Below are 18,955 nucleotides of genomic sequence, written 5' to 3'. Positions count from 1 at the left end.
CAGGACGCTTTATACAAGGGAAGAGGTCATGCTTCGAATTCGCAAACTGGTTCTGGCCATGGCTGCAGCATCGGCGCTGTCGTCGGGCATGGCGAATGCCCTGGGCCTGGGGGAGCTGACCCTCAAGTCGGCACAGAACCAGCCCCTGGATGCCGAGATCGAGCTGCTCGACGTGCGCGACCTCACCGCCGCCGAAGTGGCGCCGAGCCTGGCGCCGCCGGAAGAGTTCAGCAAGGCCGGGGTGGCGCTGCCGACGTACCTCGAAGACCTCACCTTCACGCCGGTGATCAACCCCAACGGCAAGAGCGTGCTGCGGGTTACCTCCAGCCAGCCGCTGCCTGAACCGGTGGTAAAGTTCCTGGTCCAGGTGATGTGGCCGCAAGGCCGCCTGCTGCGTGACTACAGCGTGCTGCTCGACCAGGCCAAGGCCCAGGGCGACAAGCCGGCGGCAGGCAATGTCGCGCCAGCGGTGACCGCTGCCGGCAGCTACACCACCCAACGCCGCGACACCTTGTGGCAGATTGCCGCGCGCAACACCCAGGGTGGTTCGATCCAGCAGACCATGATCGCGATCCAGGCGCTGAACCCGGACGCCTTCATCGGCAACAACATCAACCAGCTGAAGGTTGGCCAGGTGCTGCGCCTGCCCGACCAGCAGCAGATCCAGAATATCGCGCAGGGCGAGGCGACCGCTGAGGTGGCCGAGCAGTATGCCGCCTGGCGTGAAGGCCGCCGCCTGGGCCCGCGTGCCCGCCAGCTGGACGCCACCCGTCGCGGTGCCGCCGAGGCAGCACCGGCGCGTATCGCCCAGGGCGACAACCTGCGCCTGGTCAGCCCGGGCAACCAGGCCGGTGCCGACCAGGCCAAGGCCCTCAACGACAAGCTGGCGGTGGCCCAGGAAAGCCTGGACACCAGCCGTCGCGACAACGAAGAACTCAAGAGCCGCATGGCCGACCTGCAGAGCCAGCTGGACAAGCTGCAGCGTCTGATCGAGCTGAAGAACAACCAGTTGGCCCGCCTTGAAGCCCAGGGTGCGGCGGCGCCGGCCCAACCGGTCGCCAAGCCTGCGCCTGCCGCCGTCGATACCGCACCCAAGCCGGCGCCCGCCGCCGAGGCCGCACCTGCCGGCCAGCCTGGCAGCATGGTCGACGAAATCATGGGCAACCCGCTGCTGCTTGGGCTGATTGCCGGTAGTGCCTTCCTCGTACTGCTGCTTCTGCTGTTGCTGCTGGCGCGCAAGCGCAAGGCCCAGCAGGAGGCTGAAAAGCACCTGCGCATGGCGCGGGCGCTGGAAGAAGAGCAGGGCGCAGGCTTCGACAGCGATAGCGCAAGCTTCGATGGCGTCGAGGTCTCGGCCCCGAGCGTGACCCTGTCGCCGGCCGTGGTCGCCGCTTCGGCTGCCGCCGCCACCGCCGCGGAAAAAACATCGGCGCCCGCCGTCGAAGCGCAACCTGAACCGCAAGCCGACCCCCACGCCGCGCTGCTGGCGGAGGTCGAGCAATGCGTGGCCGAAGGCCGCCTGAACCGCGCTACCGACCTGCTGGAGCCTGCCGTGGCCGCCGCGCCGCAGCGTGACGACCTGCGCCTGAAACTGATGGATGTGTACGCCCGCCAGGGTGACCAGAGCGCGTTCGTCGAGCAGGAACGCAAGCTGCCGGCCAGCGAGCCGAACAGTGCAGCGGTTGCCGGGCTGAAAGAGCGCTACCCGGCCATGCTCGGCCTGGCCGCTGCCGGCCTGGGCGCGGCGGCCCTGGCTGCCGAAATGGACGAGCAGTACGTGCAGGAGCTGATGCAGGATCAGCCTGAAACGCCAGTGGTTGCCGACGTGGCACCCGAGGAAGAGCTGGCATTCGAGCCAGAGGTGGCGGTTGAACCAGAGGCCGTTGCCCAGGCGGAACCTGAGGCAGTGCTCGAGCCCGAAGTTGATCTGGATGCTGAGCTGGATGCCTTCGATGACGTGCCGACCCTCGATGCGCCGGGCCTGGACGAGCAGGACCTGGACAGTGCCTTCGACCTGAGCCTGGGTGACGACCTGCCCGAGCAAGACCCGCTGGCGGCGCCGCTGCTGGACGAATCGGTGGCCCAGCAACCTGTCGTCGACGAGCCGGTACTGGATGAACCGATGCTGGAAACGGCTCAGCCGGAAGACGAGCCGTTTGCCGTGGACGCCGAGCTGCAGGCCGACGCCGACGCCGAGTTCGAGGCCATGCTGGCCCAGGCCGAGCCACAGCCCGCTGTGGACCTGTCCGACTTCGACCTCGACGTCAGCGAACCGGTTGTCCCGGCCGCCACGGCTGCGGACGACGAAACCCCGGTGGATGTCGCCGCCGAGCTGGCTGCCTTCGACAGCGAGCCAGCGTTCGACCCGCTTTCCGAGTTCGACCTGCCGTCCGACTTCGATCTTTCGCTGTCGCTGGAAGACGATTCGCCGGCAGCCAAGAGCTTTGCCTCGGAGCTGAACGACGTCAACGCCGAACTGGACAAGCTGTCGCAGAGCCTCGAATCGCCGTCGCTGGAGCCGCACTTCACCAGCGAGGACGCGGCTGCCCAGCCAGAGCTCGAGCCACTGGACGACCTGGACTTCGACTTCTTCTCCGGTAGCGACGAAGTGGCCACCAAGCTTGACCTGGCCCGCGCCTATATCGACATGGGCGACAACCAGGGCGCGCGCGACATCCTTGATGAAGTGGTCAAGGATGGCGACGACAGCCAGCGTCAGGAAGCCGAGGACATGCTCTCCCGGCTGGTCTGATGCAAGCAGGGCCGGCCTCTTCGCGGGTAAACCCGCTCCCACAGGTTCATCACAGGTCCGAATTCTGTGCGGGCCCTGTGGGAGCGGGTTTACCCGCGAAGAGGCCCTGAAAGGCAGTGCATATTCAACGGCAGCCCTACACGGCTGCCGTTGTCGTTATAATCCCCGCCATTCCGTACACCCCACAGGTTTCATGCTCTTGGACATCATCGACACCGCCGCCGCCGAGTCCGCGGCCGAAGGCTACTCCCGCATCGCCCTGGGCGTGGAATACAAAGGCGCGCGCTATCGTGGCTGGCAGCGCCAGGCCAGTGGCGTGCCCAGTGTCCAGCAGGCCCTGGAGCAGGCCCTGTCCAAGGTGGCCAACGAGCCGATCTCGGTAATCTGCGCCGGGCGCACCGACGCCGGCGTGCATGGCTGCGGGCAGATCGTGCACTTCGACACCCGCGCCGTGCGCGACGAACGCGCCTGGACCATGGGCACCAACTTCAACCTGCCCCATGACATCAGCGTGGTCTGGTCGCGGCCGATGCCGGCCGACTTCCATGCCCGCTTCAAGGCCTGCGCCCGGCGTTACCGCTACGTCATCTACAACGACCCGATCCGCCCGGCACACCTGGCCGAAGAAGTCACCTGGAACCACCGCCCGCTGGATGTCGAACGCATGGCCGAAGCCGCGCAGTACCTGCTCGGTACCCATGACTTCAGTGCCTTCCGCGCCAGCCAGTGCCAGGCCAAGTCGCCGATCAAGCACATCTACCACCTGCGCGTCACCCGCCATGGCCAGATGATCGTGCTGGATGTGCGCGCCACGGCCTTCCTGCACCACATGGTGCGTAACATTGCCGGTGTACTGATGACCATTGGTGCCGGAGAACGCCCGGTCACCTGGGCGCGTGAGGTGCTGGAGGGGCGCAACCGCCGCGAAGGCGGGGTAACGGCGCACCCGTACGGGCTCTACCTGGTGCAGGTGGAGTACCCCGAGGAATACGCGCTGCCCAAGCGTTACATCGGCCCACACTTTTTGACCGGCTACGAGGCATTGGCAGACTGACGGGCGAAAAGTCATTTGCTAACATCCGGCCTTTCACCGTAACAAGCAGGGTTCGCTGTCCATGAGCAATGTTCGCAGCAAGATCTGCGGGATTACCCGCATCGAAGACGCACTGGCCGCTGCCGAAGCGGGCGCCGATGCCATCGGCCTCGTCTTCTATGCCAAGAGCCCGCGCGCCGTGGACGTGCGCCAGGCGCGGGCGATCATCGCCGAGCTGCCACCGTTCGTGACCACGGTCGGGCTGTTCGTCAACGCTTCGCGCTGCGAGCTGAACGAGATCCTCGAAGTGGTTCCGCTGGACCTGCTACAGTTCCACGGCGATGAAACCCCGCAGGACTGCGAAGGCTACCACCGCCCCTGGATCAAGGCCCTGCGCGTGCGCCCGGGCGACAACCTGGAGGCGGCCTGCCAGCTTTACGCCGGTGCCCGCGGCATTCTGCTGGACACCTATGTGCCAGGCGTACCCGGAGGCACCGGTGAAGCGTTCGACTGGTCGCTGGTGCCGGCGCGCCTGAGCAAGCCGATCATCCTGGCGGGCGGGTTGTCTGCCGACAATGTCGGCCAGGCCATCGCCCAGGTGCGGCCGTACGCGGTGGATGTCAGTGGCGGCGTGGAACAAGCCAAGGGCATCAAGGACGCGGCGAAGATCGAGGCATTCATGCATGCGGTGAAACAGGCGTGATGGCAGATGTGACGGCTGGCTGCGCGCCATCGTCCATAGCTTTCGCAGCCCTGCGGGGCAGCCGCCTGCGCCTGTGGCGGCAAGACAACACATTAGCGGTGGGGTGGCGCGCGGGAAGTCCCGGCGGCCGGTCCATCATCGTTTCATAAAAGATTTTGAGCTCAAGGGCAGGGCAGGGCCGGCGACACCGGCCCACGCCTGCCAATACTGGAGAAAGAAAGCATGAGCAACTGGTTAGTCGACAAACTGATCCCTTCGATCATGCGTTCCGAGGTGAAGAAGAGCTCGGTGCCTGAAGGCCTGTGGCACAAGTGCCCGGCCTGCGAGGCCGTGCTGTATCGTCCGGAGCTGGAAAAGACCCTGGATGTCTGCCCCAAGTGCAACCACCACATGCGCATCGGCGCACGTGCGCGCATCGACATCTTCCTCGACGCCGATGGCCGTGCCGAACTGGGCGCCGACCTGGAGCCGGTCGACCGCCTGAAGTTCCGTGATGGCAAGAAGTACAAGGACCGCCTGACCGGCGCGCAGAAGCAGACCGGCGAGAAGGACGCCCTGATCTCCATGAGCGGCACCCTGATGGGCATGCCGATCGTGGTCAGCGCCTTCGAGTTCTCGTTCATGGGCGGTTCCATGGGTGCCATCGTCGGCGAGCGCTTCGTGCGCGCGGCCAACTATGCCCTGGAGCACCGCTGCCCGATGGTCTGCTTCTCCGCTTCGGGCGGTGCACGCATGCAGGAAGCGCTGATCTCGCTGATGCAGATGGCCAAGACCTCGGCCGTGCTGGCGCGCCTGCGCGAAGAAGGCATCCCGTTCATCTCGGTACTGACCGACCCTGTGTACGGTGGTGTTTCCGCCAGCCTGGCCATGCTCGGTGACGTGATCGTCGGCGAGCCGAAGGCACTGATCGGCTTCGCCGGCCCGCGCGTGATCGAGCAGACCGTGCGCGAGAAGCTGCCGGAAGGCTTCCAGCGCAGCGAGTTCCTGCTGGAGCACGGCGCCATCGACCTGATCATCTCCCGTGGCGAGCTGCGCCCGCGTCTGGCCCGCCTGCTGGCGCAGATGACCGGCCAGGAAACCCCGGAGCAAGCGCGTGAGGCGGCTGCCGTCGCGTGATGAAACAACGATCCCTGGGCGAATGGCTCGCCTACCTCGAGCAGTTGCACCCCTCGGCCATCGACATGGGCCTGGAGCGTTCGCAGAAGGTGCTTGCCCGGCTGGCGCTGGGCAAGCTGGCGCCACGCGTGGTGACGGTGACCGGCACCAACGGCAAGGGCTCGACCTGCGCCTTCGTGGCCTCGCTGCTGCGCGCCCAGGGGCTCAAGGTCGGCGTGTACAGCTCGCCGCACCTGTTGCGTTACAACGAGCGGGTGCTGATCGATGGCCAAGAGGCCAGCGATGAGGCCCTGTGCGAAGCCTTCGCCGCCGTCGAGGCGGCGCGGGGCGATATTTCCCTGACCTACTTCGAGATGGGCACCCTGGCCGCGTTCTGGTTGTTCTACCAGTCGCAGCTGGATGCCGTGGTACTGGAAGTGGGCCTTGGTGGTCGCCTGGACACCGTGAACGTGGTGGATGCCGACCTGGCCCTGGTGACCAGCATCGGCGTCGACCATGTCGATTACCTGGGTGATACCCGCGAGCTGGTGGCCTTCGAGAAGGCCGGCATCTTCCGTCAGGGCAAGCCGGCACTGTGCGGTGACCTGGATCCGCCCCAGCCGCTGCTGGACAAGGCCGCCGAACTGGCTGCGCCGCTGTTTCTGCGTGGTCGTGACTTCGACCTGGCCAGTGTCGATGGCAGCTGGAACTGGCGGGGTACTGCGGCTGATGGTGCGCAGGTAGAGCTGCGTGGCCTGCCTTTGCTCGACCTGCCCATGGAAAACGCCACGCTGGCCCTGCAGGCCTACCTGCTGATGGGCCTGCCCTGGGACCCCGGGCAGATTCGCCAGGCGCTGCTGGATACCCGCATCACGGGTCGCCTCGACCGTCGCCTGCTGAACTGGCAGGGCAAGTCGGTGGAACTGTTGCTGGACGTCGGGCACAACCCGCACGCCGCGGAGTACCTGGCCCGGCGCCTGGCGGCCCGGCCGCTGAAGGGGCGCCGCCTGGCGGTGTTCGGCCTGCTCGCCGACAAGGACCTGGACGGTGTTGTCGCGCCGCTGCAGGGGCTGGTCGACGACTGGGCAGTGGCGCCACTGGATACCCCGCGCAGCCGCCCGGCTGCGGAGCTGGCCACGGCCTTGACGAACGTCGGCGCCGCGGTGAAGTCTTATGCCAGCGTCGATGCTGCCCTTGAAGGGCAATGCGCGCAGGCAACGGCGGATGACCAGATTTTGCTGTTCGGTTCGTTTTTCTGTGTTGCCCAGGCACTGGAATGGCTGGAGCGGCACGCCCAGGAGGGTGGAGTAGATGGCAGTGCTGGATAAAGGGATGAAACAGCGCATGGTGGGTGCGTTGGTGCTGGTGGCGCTGGCGGTGATTTTCCTGCCGATGCTGTTCACCCGCGAGGACGAGATGCGTCAGGTGCGCGTCGAGGCCCCGCAGGCGCCGGCCATGCCAAGCCTGCCGGAAGTGAAGGTGGAGCCGGTCGCCGTGCCGGAGCCGCAGGCCATTGCGCAGGAGCCGCAACAGCCACCGGTGGTGGTGGACGAGTCCACCGCGCCGGCGAGCGCGCCCAGCCAGCCGATTACACCGTCACCGCAGACCCAGCCTCAGGTGCAGGTGCAGCCCCAGCCTCAGCCTCAGCCCGTCAAGCCGCAGGCGCCCGTGGCCAAGGTCGAGCCTCAGCCGGCAGCCAAGCCGGCCGCGCCGGCGGCGCCATCGAAGATCGACGTCAACGGCCTGCCGGTCAGCTGGTCGATCCAGTTGGCCAGCCTGTCCAACCGTGCCGGGGCCGAAAAGCTGCAGCAAACCTTGCGTAGCCAGGGTTACAACGCCTATATCCGCTCGGCGGGTGGCATGAACCGGGTGTACGTGGGGCCGCTGATCGAGCGGGCCGAGGCCGAGCGCGTGCGCGACGCCATCAACCGCCAGAACAGCCTCAAGGGCTTCGTGGTGCGCTTCCAGCCTGAGCGCAGCTGATAACCCGGGGCGGCTTTGCCGCTCATTCGCGGGTTCTGTATAGGTCTTGCAGCGGCGCGGTCCATGTGGGAGCGGCCTTGTGTCGCGAAAGGGCCGCGAAGCGGCCCCAGGATCTCAACGACACAGCCAGAATCGCCGGGGCCGCTTTGCGGCCCTTTCGCGACACAAGGCCGCTCCCACAATGATCGCGTAAGCCCGGGTAGCGCTAATCACCTGACATTCCGCTTACTCCCAGCCCGCCGCTCTGTTAAAATGCGCCGCCTCAAACGTCTGCAGGCAGCACCGTGGCATTTACCTTGGTTGATTGGGCGATCATCGCGATCATCGCCGTCTCCACACTGATCAGTCTCAAGCGCGGCTTCGTCAAGGAAGCCTTGTCCTTGCTCATCTGGATCATTGCCGGTGCGGTTGCCTGGATGTTCGGTGGTTCGCTCTCGGTGTATCTTGAAAGCTACATTCAGACGCCGTCGATGCGCGTCATCGCCGGCTGCGCCATTCTTTTCGTCGCCACCTTGCTGGTGGGGGCCATGATCAACTTCCTCATCGGCGAGCTGATCCGCGTGACCGGGCTGTCCGGTACCGATCGTTTCCTGGGCATGGCCTTCGGCGCCGCGCGCGGGGCCTTGCTGGTGGTGGTGGCCATCGGGCTGATCAGCCTGGGGCCGGTTCAACAGGACACCTGGTGGCAGGAATCACGCCTGATACCACAATTTCTCTTGGTCGCCGACTGGTCGAAAAACCTGATCCTGGGTTTTACCGGCCAGTGGACACCCAGTGGGCTGATCGGCACTCCAGCTGATCTTCCGTTCAAGGAACAGTTGCTCGGGCCGGCAAAGCCCTGAGCGCTATTCACTCAAGTTTCGTCAAAGTAGGGGTTGCGTCGCATGTGTGGCATCGTCGGTATCGTCGGTAAGTCGAACGTCAATCAGGCGCTGTATGACGCGCTTACGGTCCTCCAGCACCGCGGCCAGGACGCTGCCGGTATCGTGACCAGCCATGACGGCCGGTTGTTCCTGCGCAAGGATAATGGCCTGGTGCGCGACGTGTTCCAGCAGCGCCACATGCAGCGCCTGGTCGGCAACATCGGCATCGGCCACGTGCGCTACCCGACTGCGGGCAGCTCGACCTCGGCCGAGGCCCAGCCGTTCTACGTCAACTCGCCATACGGCATCACCCTGGCACACAACGGCAACCTGACCAACGTCGAGCAGCTGGCCAAGGAGATCTACGAGTCCGACCTGCGCCACGTCAACACCAACTCCGACTCGGAAGTACTGCTGAACGTGTTCGCCCATGAGCTGGCGGTGCGTGGCAAGCTGCAGCCGACCGAAGAAGACGTGTTCGCCGCGGTTTCCCACGTGCACAGCCGCTGCGTCGGCGGTTACGCCGTGGTGGCGATGATCACTGGCTACGGCATCGTCGGCTTCCGTGACCCCAACGGCATCCGCCCGGTGGTGTTCGGCCAGCGTCACACCGACGAAGGCGTGGAATACATGATCGCCTCGGAAAGCGTGGCCCTGGACGTGCTCGGCTTCACCCTGATCCGCGACCTGGCGCCGGGCGAAGCGGTATACATCACTGAAGAAGGCCAGCTGTACACCAAGCAGTGCGCCGAAGCACCGAAGCTGCAACCGTGCATCTTCGAGCATGTCTACCTGGCCCGCCCGGACTCGATCATGGATGGCGTGTCGGTGTACAAGGCCCGTCTGCGCATGGGTGAAAAACTGGCCGACAAGATCATGCGCGAGCGCCCCGAGCACGACATCGACGTGGTCATCCCGATCCCGGACACCAGCCGCACCGCGGCCCTGGAACTGGCCAACCGCCTGGGCGTCAAGTTCCGCGAAGGTTTCGTCAAGAACCGCTACATCGGCCGTACCTTCATCATGCCCGGCCAGGCCGCGCGCAAGAAATCGGTACGCCAGAAGCTCAATGCCATCGAGCTGGAGTTCCGCGGCAAGAACGTGATGCTGGTGGACGACTCGATCGTGCGCGGCACCACCTGCAAGCAGATCATCCAGATGGCTCGCGAAGCCGGTGCCAAGAACGTTTACTTCTGCTCCGCAGCCCCTGCGGTGCGCTACCCCAACGTCTACGGCATCGACATGCCGAGTGTCCACGAACTGATCGCCCACAACCGTACCACCGAACAAGTGGCCGAGTTGATTGGCGCCGACTGGCTGGTCTACCAGGACCTGCCGGACCTGATCGACTCGGTCGGTGGCGGCAAGATCAAGATCGACCACTTCGATTGCGCGGTATTCAACGGTGAGTACGTCACCGGCGATATCGACGAAGCCTACCTCGACCGTATCGAGCAGGCTCGTAACGACCTGGCCAAGGTCAAGAACCAGGCGGTCAGCGCGATCATCGACCTCTACAACAACTGATTTCGGGAGTGACGGCATGACGGATCAATGGGATGCCGGACGACTGGACAGTGACCTCGAGGGTGTCGGTTTCGACACCCTGGCGGTGCGCGCCGGTCAAAACCGTACACCGGAGGCCGAGCACAGCGAAGCGCTGTTCCTGACCTCCAGCTATGTGTTCCGCACGGCTGCCGATGCCGCCGCGCGCTTTGCCGGCGAAACGCCGGGCAACGTCTATTCGCGCTACACCAACCCGTCTGTGCGTGCTTTCGAGGAGCGCCTGGCGGCCATGGAAGGCGCCGAGCAGGCCGTGGGCACCTCCACCGGCATGGCGGCGATCCTCGCCGTGGTGATGTCGCTGTGCAGTGCCGGTGACCATGTGCTGGTGTCGCAGAGCGTGTTCGGCTCGACCATCAGCCTGTTCGAGAAGTACTTCAAGCGCTTTGGCGTGCAGGTGGACTACGTGCCACTGGTCGACCTCGCCGGCTGGGAAAAGGCCATCAAGGCCAATACCAAGCTGCTGATCGTCGAGTCGCCGTCCAACCCGCTGGCCGAGCTGGTCGATATCACCGCCCTCAGCGAAATCGCCCATGCCCACGGTGCCATGCTGGTGGTGGACAACTGCTTCAGCACTCCGGCGCTGCAGCAGCCGCTGAAGCTGGGTGCCGACATCGTGTTCCACTCGGCCACCAAGTTCATCGACGGCCAGGGCCGCTGCATGGGTGGCGTGGTTGCCGGCCGTGCCGAGCAGATGAAAGAAGTGGTGGGCTTCCTGCGTACCGCAGGCCCCACCCTCAGCCCGTTCAACGCCTGGATCTTCACCAAGGGCCTGGAAACCCTGCGCCTGCGCATGCGTGCGCACTGCGAAAGCGCCCAGGTACTGGCCGAGTGGCTGGAGCAGCAGGAGGGCGTGGAGAAGGTGCATTACGCCGGCCTGCCGAGCCACCCGCAGCACGAACTGGCCAAGCGCCAGATGAGTGGCTTCGGTGCGGTGGTCAGCTTCGAGGTCAAGGGTGGCAAAGAGGGCGCCTGGCGCTTCATCGACGCTACCCGGGTGATTTCCATCACCACCAACCTGGGTGACAGCAAGACCACCATCGCCCACCCGGCCACCACCTCCCACGGTCGTCTGACGCCGCAGGAACGTGAAGCCGCCGGCATCCGCGACAGCCTGATCCGCGTTGCCGTGGGCCTGGAGGATGTGGCCGACCTGCAGGCCGACCTGGCGCGTGGGTTGGCGGCACTGTGATCGAAATCCGCGGCGGTACGCCCGGCCATAACGGCCGGGTAGCCCTGGTGACCGGTGCCGCGCGCGGCATCGGCCTGGGCATTGCCGCCTGGTTGATCTGCGAAGGCTGGCAGGTGGTGCTCAGCGACCTTGACCGCCAGCGCGGCGCCAAGGTGGCCAAGGCCCTGGGTGACAATGCCTGGTTCATTACCATGGACGTTGCCGACGAGGCCCAGGTCAGCGCCGGGGTGTCCGAGGTGCTGGGGCAGTTTGGCCGCCTGGACGCGCTGGTGTGCAATGCGGCCATCGCCAATCCGCACAACCAGACCCTCGAAAGCCTGAGCCTGGCGCAGTGGAACCGGGTGCTGGCGGTCAACCTCAACGGCCCGATGTTGCTGGCCAAGCATTGTGCGCCGTACCTGCGTGCGCACAACGGGGCGATCGTCAATCTCACCTCCACCCGAGCGCGACAGTCCGAGCCCGATACCGAGGCCTACGCGGCGAGCAAGGGCGGCCTGGTGGCCTTGACCCATGCCCTGGCCATGAGCCTGGGCCCGGAGATCCGCGTCAATGCGGTGAGCCCGGGCTGGATCGATGCCCGTGACCCGTCACAGCGCCGTGCCGAGCCGTTGACCGAGGCGGACCATGCCCAGCACCCGACGGGCAGGGTAGGGACGGTGGAAGACGTGGCGGCCATGGTCGCCTGGCTGTTGTCTCGGCAAGCGGCGTTCGTCACCGGCCAGGAGTTCGTGGTCGATGGTGGCATGACCCGCAAGATGATCTACACCTGAGCCTTTTGCATATCCCGTACTGGCCTCTTCGCGGGTAAACCCGCTCCCACAGGTACTGCGCAGTTCTCAAGGCCTGTGCACTACCTGTGGGAGCGGGTTTACCCGCGAAGAGGCCGCCACAGGCAACCGCACCGCTTTTGCTCTTTTCTGAAAAAAATTCAATGGGGCTATTGACTTAGCTTCGCCACCTGCGTAAATTTCGCGGCCTCAGCGAAGCAAACGCAACAAGCAACATCGCGAGGGTGATTAGCTCAGCCGGGAGAGCATCTGCCTTACAAGCAGAGGGTCGGCGGTTCGATCCCGTCATCACCCACCACTTCCTGAGATGTTCCTGGTGCTTCGGGTTTCGCAAGAAGCCGATAGCCAGAGAGGAACGCACTGCGCAGCGGTAGTTCAGTCGGTTAGAATACCGGCCTGTCACGCCGGGGGTCGCGGGTTCGAGTCCCGTCCGCTGCGCCATCTTCGTTTCAAGGTCCCTTGAACACCTTGAAGCAAACACAAGAGAAGCGATCACGTTATCGCTTTTTTTGTGCCTGTCCTGAGGCCATCGCGCCGGAAGGGTAGACCCAGGTTTCAATCGGGCGCAAGCCTGAATGCTGCGCAGCGGTAGTTCAGTCGGTTAGAATACCGGCCTGTCACGCCGGGGGTCGCGGGTTCGAGTCCCGTCCGCTGCGCCATTTTTAAGTAACAGATGGGTGCCTGGCACCGGTCTGAAGCCACAAGGCAAACGCCTTGGGCTGATCCCAGTTTCAATCGGGCGAAAGCCTGAACGATACGCAGCGGTAGTTCAGTCGGTTAGAATACCGGCCTGTCACGCCGGGGGTCGCGGGTTCGAGTCCCGTCCGCTGCGCCATCTTCGTTTCAAGGTCCCTTGAACACCTTGAAGCAAACACAAGAGAAGCGATCACGTTATCGCTTTTTTTGTGCCTGTCCTGAGGCCATCGCGCCGGAAGGGTAGACCCAGGTTTCAATCGGGCGCAAGCCTGAATGATACGCAGCGGTAGTTCAGTCGGTTAGAATACCGGCCTGTCACGCCGGGGGTCGCGGGTTCGAGTCCCGTCCGCTGCGCCATCTTCGCCTCGAGGCCCCTTGAACGCCTCGAAGCCACGAGAAAGCGACCTTCGGGTCGCTTTTTTCGTTTTACGCCTGGCAATTGCCGCCCTTGACCCAGATTTACACGAACCTGACAGACTCTTCACCGATCAGCGGTTCCTGTGCCTGCCTGCTGTGTTGCACAATAGGCACCTTCTTGACTTACCCGGAATTCGCAATGACCAGATCTTCCGTCTTTGGTGCGCTCGGGCTGGCCCTGGTGCTGGCGGGCGTGACCGGTTGTTCCTCGAAAAAAGCCGCCGTCTACGAGCACGAGAACTTCGATGACTCGGGCACCTTCTCGCGCAGCTTCCCGGTGAGCGATGCCGGCTCCTGCGAGGCCGCCCGGCGCGCCTTGCTCAGCCAGGGTTACATCATCACCAGCAGCGGCGCCAACCAGGTGGTGGGCAACAAGAGCTTCCAGCAGAACAGCGAGAACCACCTGCAGATCAGCTTCAACGTCACCTGTGCGCCGGATGTGAGCGACGAGCAGCGTTCGACCATGTTCGCCAACGCCCTGCAGGACCGCTACGCCCTGAAAAAGTCCAACACCTCCGCCAGCCTGGGCGTTGGTGTACTGGGGTCTGTGTCGATGCCGATCGGCTCCAGCGACGACTCGATGGTCAAGGTGGCCAGCGAGACGGTGACGGCGGCGCAGTTCTATGACCGCTATTTCGCCCTGGTGGAGAGCTACCTGCCAAAGCCCAAGCCTAAGCAGGAGAGCAAGGCCAAGGTCGAGGAGCCCGCGCCGAAGGTCGAAGCGCCGGCGGCTGCCTTGGGGCTGCCGGAGCAGGCCGCGGCAGCGCCGGTGGCACCGGCCCCGGTGGCGGCGCCTTTGGTTGAAGCGGCGCCAGCCCCGGCCCCTGTTGTCCCGGCCAGCGAGGCGGTAGCCGCGCCGGTGGTGGATGACAGCCAGGGCTCGCAACCGGTGGCCCCACCGGCGGAGGCGGCACCGATCGAGGTGCAGCAGGAAGCCCAGCCTGCCGAGGCCGCCGAGACCGCTTCCCCCGCCCTTTGATAGCTTGCCTGTACCGGCCTCTTCGCGGGTAAACCCGCTCCCACAGGTACTGCGCAGTTCTCAACATCTGCGCAGTACCTGTGGGAGCGGGTTTACCCGCGAAGAGGCCGGTGCAGGCAGTCCATCCCCTGTTACAGACGCACCGCGATAACTTCCTGAACACCTGCTACGTTTACCACTCATAAGCTTGTCATCATTCCTTCACTCCACCTGCTTAGGTTGAAGGCGACACCGATAAAGATCATGAGATGAGAGGACGCAGGGCTATGGACGAATACCAGGAAGAACTTCTCGAATTCCAGGCTTATGAACTGGACACCCCGGAACCGGCTGACGACGCTACCGAGCTCTAGCCCGCCCGCCGCTGGCTGCGGCGAAACTCCCCCGGTGTAAGGCCCGTCCAGCGCTTGAAGGCGCGCTGGAAGGCCTCGGCCGACGCAAACCCCAGCAGATAGGCAATCTCGCCAAAGGCCAGCTCCGTATCGCGGATGTAGGTTTCGGCCAGGTCGCGCCGTGTTTCGCTGAGCAGGTCGCGAAAGCGCGTGCCTTCCTCGGCCAGTTTGCGGCGCAAGGTCCAGGTCGGCAGTTGCAGGTGCAGCGCCACTTCTTCCAGGTCCGGTTCACGGCCACCATTGAGCAACGGGCCTAGCAGGTGGGTAATGCGCTCACCCAGGCTGCGCACCCGCGTACGCTGCAGCATTTCCGCCTCGCACAGCTGCAGCAGGTGCTGCCAGGTGCTCGGGCAATGCCTGGGGTTGGCCAGCTGCAGCGTGGCGCGGCTCAGGCGCAGCTGGTTGCCGTCGGCCGCGAACTGCACGGGCGCGTTGCACAGCGGCTGGTAGCGCGCGGCATAGGCGGGTGCGGCAAACTCGATGTCCATATGTTCGGCCTGCACCGCCGTACCGGCCAGGTCGGCAAGCTGCGCGAGCCAGCCGGCGAGTAGCGAATCGACCACGAAACGGTTATAGGCGTTGTAGGGGCTGATGGAGTAGAAGCGTAGCCAGGCGCCCTGGGCATCTTCCTGAAAACTGGAGTGGCCGCGGTAGTTGGCGGCGTACAGCGGCTCGAAGCGCAACAGGGTGCGTGCCGCCTCGCTCAGGTTCGGTGCCTGGGCCGCGGTGACCCCGGCCAGGCCGGCATGCGCCAGGCGGCTCAGGCGCCCCATGTGCAGGCCCAGCGCGGGCTCACCGCACAGTTCGATGGCGGCGTGCCCCAGGTGCATGTAGCGCGGGATCGACAAGCGCGCACCGGCTTCGCCCAAGCGCGCCGCATCCAGGCCATAGCGGCGCAGCAGCGGCTCGGGGTCGTGGCCCAGTTCGCGCAGGGCCTCGGTCAGCGGCTGGACAAAACCAACCGACAGGTCGCCCAGGCGCACGCGGGGGCGGGCCATGGGCTTATAACCACAGGTTCAGCAAGCGGGCGCCAGGGCTGGGGGTGCCCGCCAGCAATTCACCCGCCTGGTGGGCAAAGCCCTGGCCGTCGCTGCCCTGTTCCCAGAACTGCCCACGCATGAACACGCTCATGCTGCTGACGCCGGCCCCGGCCGCTTCGGTCAGGCGCTGCCAGGCCGCCTGTTCGCTGACTTCGCCGCGCTGCAAGGCCAGCCCGGCGCTGGCATCCTGGTGGCGATTGCCGCGCCAGGGCGCTTGCCAGCTGCCCTTGCCGCTGAGGAACACCGGGTTGGCGATCAGTTGTACCGCCTGTCGTGCCAATTGCTGGTGGTTTTCCGGGTACCAGCTGTCACTGCCTACCAGCACGCCCAGGCGCCCGGCAGGGGTTTGCAGTACCTGCAGCGGGTGCTGGCGGCCATCGTGCACATAGCGGCGCATTTCGCTGTCGGGGAACTGCTGGCGTTGCGGTTGGCCCAGCAGCGAGCCGTCACCGGCGAACACCACGCTGCTGTTGAACAGCGGGCCGCTGCCGGCATGCAGCACACCCTGTTTCACGTAGGGGGCGGGCAGCACGATGGAGCCGGCCACCAGGGTGACGTTGAATTCCTTGGCCAGGCCACCGAACAGTTGCTGGTAGTCCGCAGCCATCTGCTCGGCTTTCATGCGCAGGTGCGCGTCGGCGCGCCAGTCGTCCCCGTCGGCACGGAGCATGGCCAGGCCATAGCGCAGCGGGTTGCTCAGTTCCAGCCATTGCAGGGCTTCGCGGCTTTGCGTGACCTGGTACAGCTCGTTCTTTTCTCCGCGTGCCCACAGCCAGGTACCGATGTGCTCTGGCAGCACCACCACCGTACGCGGGCCGACAAGCCCTTGGCTACGTGCCTGCTCCAGGTAGGCCGCGAGTTTGCGGTGCAGGCGTTGCAGGTTCTGGTAGTCGCCCGGGTAGAGCAGCGGTTCGACGCCGAGCAGGTTGCCGTGCTCGCCCGGCACGCCGTGGTTCAATGCCAGTTCGATGCGCAGGTCGGACAGGTAGTGGCCTTCCGGGCGCTGCTGGGTCCAGAAACCGTAGCCGCAGAGGGCGGCGATCATCACCAGCGCCAGGGCGCTTGCCAGGAGTTTTCTCATGAAGCAGGACAGCGCCTTGGAAACGAGAGTTTCCTAGGGTAGTCGTGCTGTGCGCGAGGATCAATAACTTGTCAGTTTCGATCATTGAGCCCGTTCAAACGGCTGTTTAATGTCGCAGGCAGACAAACGACGGGGCCCGCCAACCGGTGCGGCATCCGCATTCCGTGATCACGCCACCTGGGGACCTTTCCATGGCCGCCGACCGCTACCCGCACCTGCTCGCCCCGCTGGATCTGGGCTTCACCACCTTGCGCAACCGCACCCTGATGGGCTCGATGCACACCGGCCTCGAAGAGCGCCCGGGCGGCTTCGAGCGCATGGCGGCGTACTTTGCCGAGCGCGCCCGCGGTGGCGTCGGCCTGATGGTCACCGGCGGCATCGCGCCCAACGATGAGGGTGGGGTGTATTCCGGGGCGGCCAAGCTCAGCACCGAGGAAGAGGCCGACAAGCACCGCATCGTCACCGAGGCGGTACACGCTGCCGGCGGCAAGATCTGCCTGCAGATCCTGCATGCCGGGCGCTACGCCTACAGCCCGCGCCAGGTGGCGCCCAGCGCGATCCAGGCGCCAATCAACCCGTTCAAGCCCAAGGAACTGGACGAGGCGGGTATCGAGAAGCAGATCGCCGACTTCGTCAATTGCGCGGTGCTGGCCCAGCGCGCCGGTTACGACGGCGTCGAGATCATGGGTTCGGAAGGCTACTTCATCAACCAGTTCCTCGCCGCCCACACCAACCACCGCACCGACCGCTGGGGTGGCAGCTATGAAAATCGCATGCGCCTGGCGGTGGAAATCGTCAGCCGGGTGCGCGGCGCGGTCGGGCCGAACTTCATCATCATCTTCCGCCTGTCGATGCTCGACCTCATCGAGGGCGGCAGCACCTGGGACGAAATCGAGCTGCTGGCCAAGGCCATCGAGCAGGCCGGCGCGACCTTGATCAATACCGGCATCGGCTGGCACGAAGCGCGTATCCCGACCATTGCCACCAAGGTGCCGCGTGCGGCCTTCAGCAAGGTTACCGCCAAGCTGCGTGGCGTGGTGAACATTCCGCTGATCACCACCAACCGCATCAATACTCCGGAGGTGGCCGAGGCGGTGCTGGCCGAGGGCGATGCCGACATGGTCTCGATGGCACGGCCGTTCCTGGCCGACCCGGACTTCGTCAACAAGGCCGCTGCCGGCCGCGGCGACGAGATCAATACCTGCATCGGCTGCAACCAGGCCTGCCTGGACCATACCTTCGGCGGCAAGCTGACCAGTTGCCTGGTCAACCCGCGTGCCTGCCACGAGACCGAGCTCAACTACCTGCCCGTGCGCACCGTGAAGCGCATTGCCGTGGTCGGCGCTGGCCCGGCCGGCCTGGCGGCAGCCACGGTGGCGGCCGAGCGCGGCCACGCGGTAACCCTGTTCGATGCCGCCAGCGAGATCGGCGGGCAGTTCAATGTGGCCAAGCGGGTACCGGGAAAGGAAGAGTTCCATGAAACCCTGCGTTACTTCCGCAACAAGGTCAAAAGCACGGGCGTGGACCTGCGCCTGAACACCCGGGTCGATGTGCAGGCCCTGGTGGACGGTGGCTACGACGAGATCATCCTGGCCACCGGCATCGCCCCGCGCACGCCGGCCATTCCCGGTGTCGAGCATGCCAAGGTGCTCAGCTACCTGGACGTGCTGCTCGAGCGCAAGCCGGTGGGCAAGGCTGTCGCGGTGATTGGTGCGGGCGGCATCGGTTTCGACGTTTCCGAGTACCTGGTGCACCAGGGCGTGGCTACCAGCCAGGACCGTGAGGCGTTCTGGAGGGAGTGGGGCATCGACACCCATCTGCAGGCACGTGGTGGCGTGGCCGGGATCAAGGCCGAGCCGCATGCCCCGGCGCGGCAGGTGTACCTGTTGCAGCGCAAGAAATCCAAGGTGGGTGACGGCCTGGGCAAGACCACCGGCTGGATTCACCGTACCGGGTTGAAGAACAAGCGGGTGCAGATGCTCAACAGCGTCGAGTACCTGGGTATTGACGATGCCGGCCTGCACATTCGCGTGGCCGATGGCGAGCCGCAGGTGCTGGCGGTGGACAACGTGGTGATCTGTGCCGGGCAGGAGCCGCTGCGCGAGCTGCAGGACGGGCTGGTGGCGGCGGGGCAGTCGGTGCACCTGATCGGTGGGGCCGATGTGGCGGCCGAGCTGGATGCCAAGCGGGCGATCAACCAGGGTTCGAGATTGGCGGCTGAGCTCTGAGATCGCCGGGGCCGCTTTGCGGCCCATCGCCGGCAAGCCGGGCTCCCACAGGTACAGCGTGATGCTTGAGGTTGGCGCTGTACCTGTGGGAGCCCGGCTTGCCGGCGATGGGCTGCAAAGCAGCCCCCAGGCTTTCACTGGTAAACTCGC

14 protein-coding genes and 5 tRNA genes are annotated in these 18,955 nt (G+C 65.3%); 17 read left to right on the top strand and 2 right to left on the bottom strand.

The window, feature by feature from the left end; all coding sequences use genetic code 11:
• Positions 1 to 28 precede the first annotated feature (28 nt).
• The 16 genes from RYH74_RS10575 (at position 29) to RYH74_RS10500 (ending at position 14,064) form a co-directional block, all read left to right on the top strand.
• Entirely contained in the window at positions 29 to 2,752 is a 2,724-nt protein-coding gene (locus tag RYH74_RS10575) for a FimV/HubP family polar landmark protein (RefSeq protein WP_317409365.1), read from the top strand.
• A gap of 193 nt (positions 2,753 to 2,945) precedes the next feature.
• The gene (truA, locus tag RYH74_RS10570) at positions 2,946 to 3,806 is read left to right on the top strand and encodes a tRNA pseudouridine(38-40) synthase TruA (RefSeq protein ID WP_025338241.1); all 861 of its coding nucleotides are present in this window, start codon (positions 2,946 to 2,948) and stop codon (positions 3,804 to 3,806) included.
• A 61-nt stretch (positions 3,807 to 3,867) separates the two neighbouring features.
• The gene (locus RYH74_RS10565) at positions 3,868 to 4,488 is read left to right on the top strand and encodes a phosphoribosylanthranilate isomerase (RefSeq protein ID WP_075044158.1); all 621 of its coding nucleotides are present in this window, start codon (positions 3,868 to 3,870) and stop codon (positions 4,486 to 4,488) included.
• A gap of 222 nt (positions 4,489 to 4,710) precedes the next feature.
• On the top strand, positions 4,711 to 5,604 hold the full coding sequence (gene accD / locus RYH74_RS10560) for an acetyl-CoA carboxylase, carboxyltransferase subunit beta (RefSeq protein ID WP_025338243.1): 894 nt from the start codon (positions 4,711 to 4,713) through the stop codon (positions 5,602 to 5,604).
• Entirely contained in the window at positions 5,604 to 6,911 is a 1,308-nt protein-coding gene (folC, locus tag RYH74_RS10555) for a bifunctional tetrahydrofolate synthase/dihydrofolate synthase (protein ID WP_317409364.1), read from the top strand. Before accD ends, folC begins: the two co-directional genes overlap by 1 nt.
• Positions 6,895 to 7,566, top strand: a complete 672-nt coding sequence (locus RYH74_RS10550) for an SPOR domain-containing protein (RefSeq protein WP_085664942.1) — start codon at positions 6,895 to 6,897, stop codon at positions 7,564 to 7,566. Before folC ends, RYH74_RS10550 begins: the two co-directional genes overlap by 17 nt.
• Positions 7,567 to 7,850: 284 nt before the next feature.
• On the top strand, positions 7,851 to 8,408 hold the full coding sequence (locus RYH74_RS10545; protein WP_013971612.1) for a CvpA family protein: 558 nt from the start codon (positions 7,851 to 7,853) through the stop codon (positions 8,406 to 8,408).
• Between the two features lie 42 nt (positions 8,409 to 8,450).
• A complete protein-coding gene (purF, locus tag RYH74_RS10540) occupies positions 8,451 to 9,956 on the top strand; it encodes an amidophosphoribosyltransferase (protein ID WP_025338246.1) in 1,506 nt (501 codons plus the stop codon).
• 16 nt (positions 9,957 to 9,972) lie between these two features.
• Positions 9,973 to 11,184 carry an O-succinylhomoserine sulfhydrylase gene (locus RYH74_RS10535; RefSeq protein ID WP_025338247.1) on the top strand — a complete coding sequence of 404 codons (1,212 nt, stop codon included), beginning with the start codon at positions 9,973 to 9,975 and terminating at the stop codon, positions 11,182 to 11,184.
• Positions 11,181 to 11,954: an SDR family oxidoreductase gene (locus tag RYH74_RS10530; protein ID WP_075044161.1), complete on the top strand. Its 774-nt coding sequence runs from the start codon at positions 11,181 to 11,183 to the stop codon at positions 11,952 to 11,954. Before RYH74_RS10535 ends, RYH74_RS10530 begins: the two co-directional genes overlap by 4 nt.
• Before the next feature lie 240 nt (positions 11,955 to 12,194).
• Positions 12,195 to 12,270: transfer RNA gene (locus RYH74_RS10525), tRNA-Val, on the top strand.
• Between the two features lie 66 nt (positions 12,271 to 12,336).
• Positions 12,337 to 12,413, top strand: a tRNA-Asp gene (locus tag RYH74_RS10520).
• A gap of 141 nt (positions 12,414 to 12,554) precedes the next feature.
• A tRNA-Asp gene (locus tag RYH74_RS10515) sits at positions 12,555 to 12,631 on the top strand.
• A gap of 99 nt (positions 12,632 to 12,730) precedes the next feature.
• A tRNA-Asp gene (locus tag RYH74_RS10510) sits at positions 12,731 to 12,807 on the top strand.
• 141 nt (positions 12,808 to 12,948) lie between these two features.
• Positions 12,949 to 13,025 (top strand) — tRNA-Asp (locus RYH74_RS10505).
• Positions 13,026 to 13,224: 199 nt separating this feature from the next.
• Positions 13,225 to 14,064, top strand: coding sequence for a DUF2242 domain-containing protein (locus RYH74_RS10500; protein ID WP_317409363.1), 840 nt, complete (start codon positions 13,225 to 13,227; stop codon positions 14,062 to 14,064).
• 349 nt (positions 14,065 to 14,413) lie between these two features.
• Here the strand turns inward: RYH74_RS10500 and RYH74_RS10495 are convergent, their stop codons facing one another.
• Positions 14,414 to 15,454 carry an AraC family transcriptional regulator gene (locus RYH74_RS10495; RefSeq protein ID WP_317409362.1) on the bottom strand — a complete coding sequence of 347 codons (1,041 nt, stop codon included), beginning with the start codon at positions 15,452 to 15,454 and terminating at the stop codon, positions 14,414 to 14,416.
• Positions 15,455 to 15,458: 4 nt separating this feature from the next.
• The gene (locus RYH74_RS10490; RefSeq protein ID WP_025338250.1) at positions 15,459 to 16,577 is read right to left on the bottom strand and encodes a nitrilase-related carbon-nitrogen hydrolase; all 1,119 of its coding nucleotides are present in this window, start codon (positions 16,575 to 16,577) and stop codon (positions 15,459 to 15,461) included.
• Between the two features lie 191 nt (positions 16,578 to 16,768).
• Here RYH74_RS10490 and RYH74_RS10485 point away from each other — a divergent pair, with 191 nt between their 5' ends.
• Entirely contained in the window at positions 16,769 to 18,805 is a 2,037-nt protein-coding gene (locus RYH74_RS10485) for an NADPH-dependent 2,4-dienoyl-CoA reductase (RefSeq protein WP_286101322.1), read from the top strand.
• Positions 18,806 to 18,955 lie beyond the last annotated feature (150 nt).

Source organism: Pseudomonas sp. LSJ-87 (assembly GCF_032971465.1).
Taxonomy (GTDB): Bacteria; Pseudomonadota; Gammaproteobacteria; order Pseudomonadales; family Pseudomonadaceae; genus Aquipseudomonas; species Aquipseudomonas putida_Z.
Note: the sequence above shows the minus strand (reverse complement) of the source record. Positions and strands in the feature narration are given on the sequence as shown.

Bases quoted from the DNA above. Each gene is read 5' to 3' on its own strand.
- RYH74_RS10575 (WP_317409365.1), top strand. From the start codon at position 29: ATGCTTCGAATTCGCAAACTGGTTCTGGCCATGGCTGCAGCATCGGCG.
- truA (WP_025338241.1), top strand. From the start codon at position 2,946: ATGCTCTTGGACATCATCGACACCGCCGCCGCCGAGTCCGCGGCCGAA.
- RYH74_RS10565 (WP_075044158.1), top strand. From the start codon at position 3,868: ATGAGCAATGTTCGCAGCAAGATCTGCGGGATTACCCGCATCGAAGAC.
- accD (WP_025338243.1), top strand. From the start codon at position 4,711: ATGAGCAACTGGTTAGTCGACAAACTGATCCCTTCGATCATGCGTTCC.
- folC (WP_317409364.1), top strand. From the start codon at position 5,604: ATGAAACAACGATCCCTGGGCGAATGGCTCGCCTACCTCGAGCAGTTG.
- RYH74_RS10550 (WP_085664942.1), top strand. From the start codon at position 6,895: ATGGCAGTGCTGGATAAAGGGATGAAACAGCGCATGGTGGGTGCGTTG.
- purF (WP_025338246.1), top strand. From the start codon at position 8,451: ATGTGTGGCATCGTCGGTATCGTCGGTAAGTCGAACGTCAATCAGGCG.
- RYH74_RS10535 (WP_025338247.1), top strand. From the start codon at position 9,973: ATGACGGATCAATGGGATGCCGGACGACTGGACAGTGACCTCGAGGGT.
- RYH74_RS10500 (WP_317409363.1), top strand. From the start codon at position 13,225: ATGACCAGATCTTCCGTCTTTGGTGCGCTCGGGCTGGCCCTGGTGCTG.
- RYH74_RS10495 (WP_317409362.1), bottom strand. From the start codon at position 15,454: ATGGCCCGCCCCCGCGTGCGCCTGGGCGACCTGTCGGTTGGTTTTGTC.
- RYH74_RS10490 (WP_025338250.1), bottom strand. From the start codon at position 16,577: ATGAGAAAACTCCTGGCAAGCGCCCTGGCGCTGGTGATGATCGCCGCC.
- RYH74_RS10485 (WP_286101322.1), top strand. From the start codon at position 16,769: ATGGCCGCCGACCGCTACCCGCACCTGCTCGCCCCGCTGGATCTGGGC.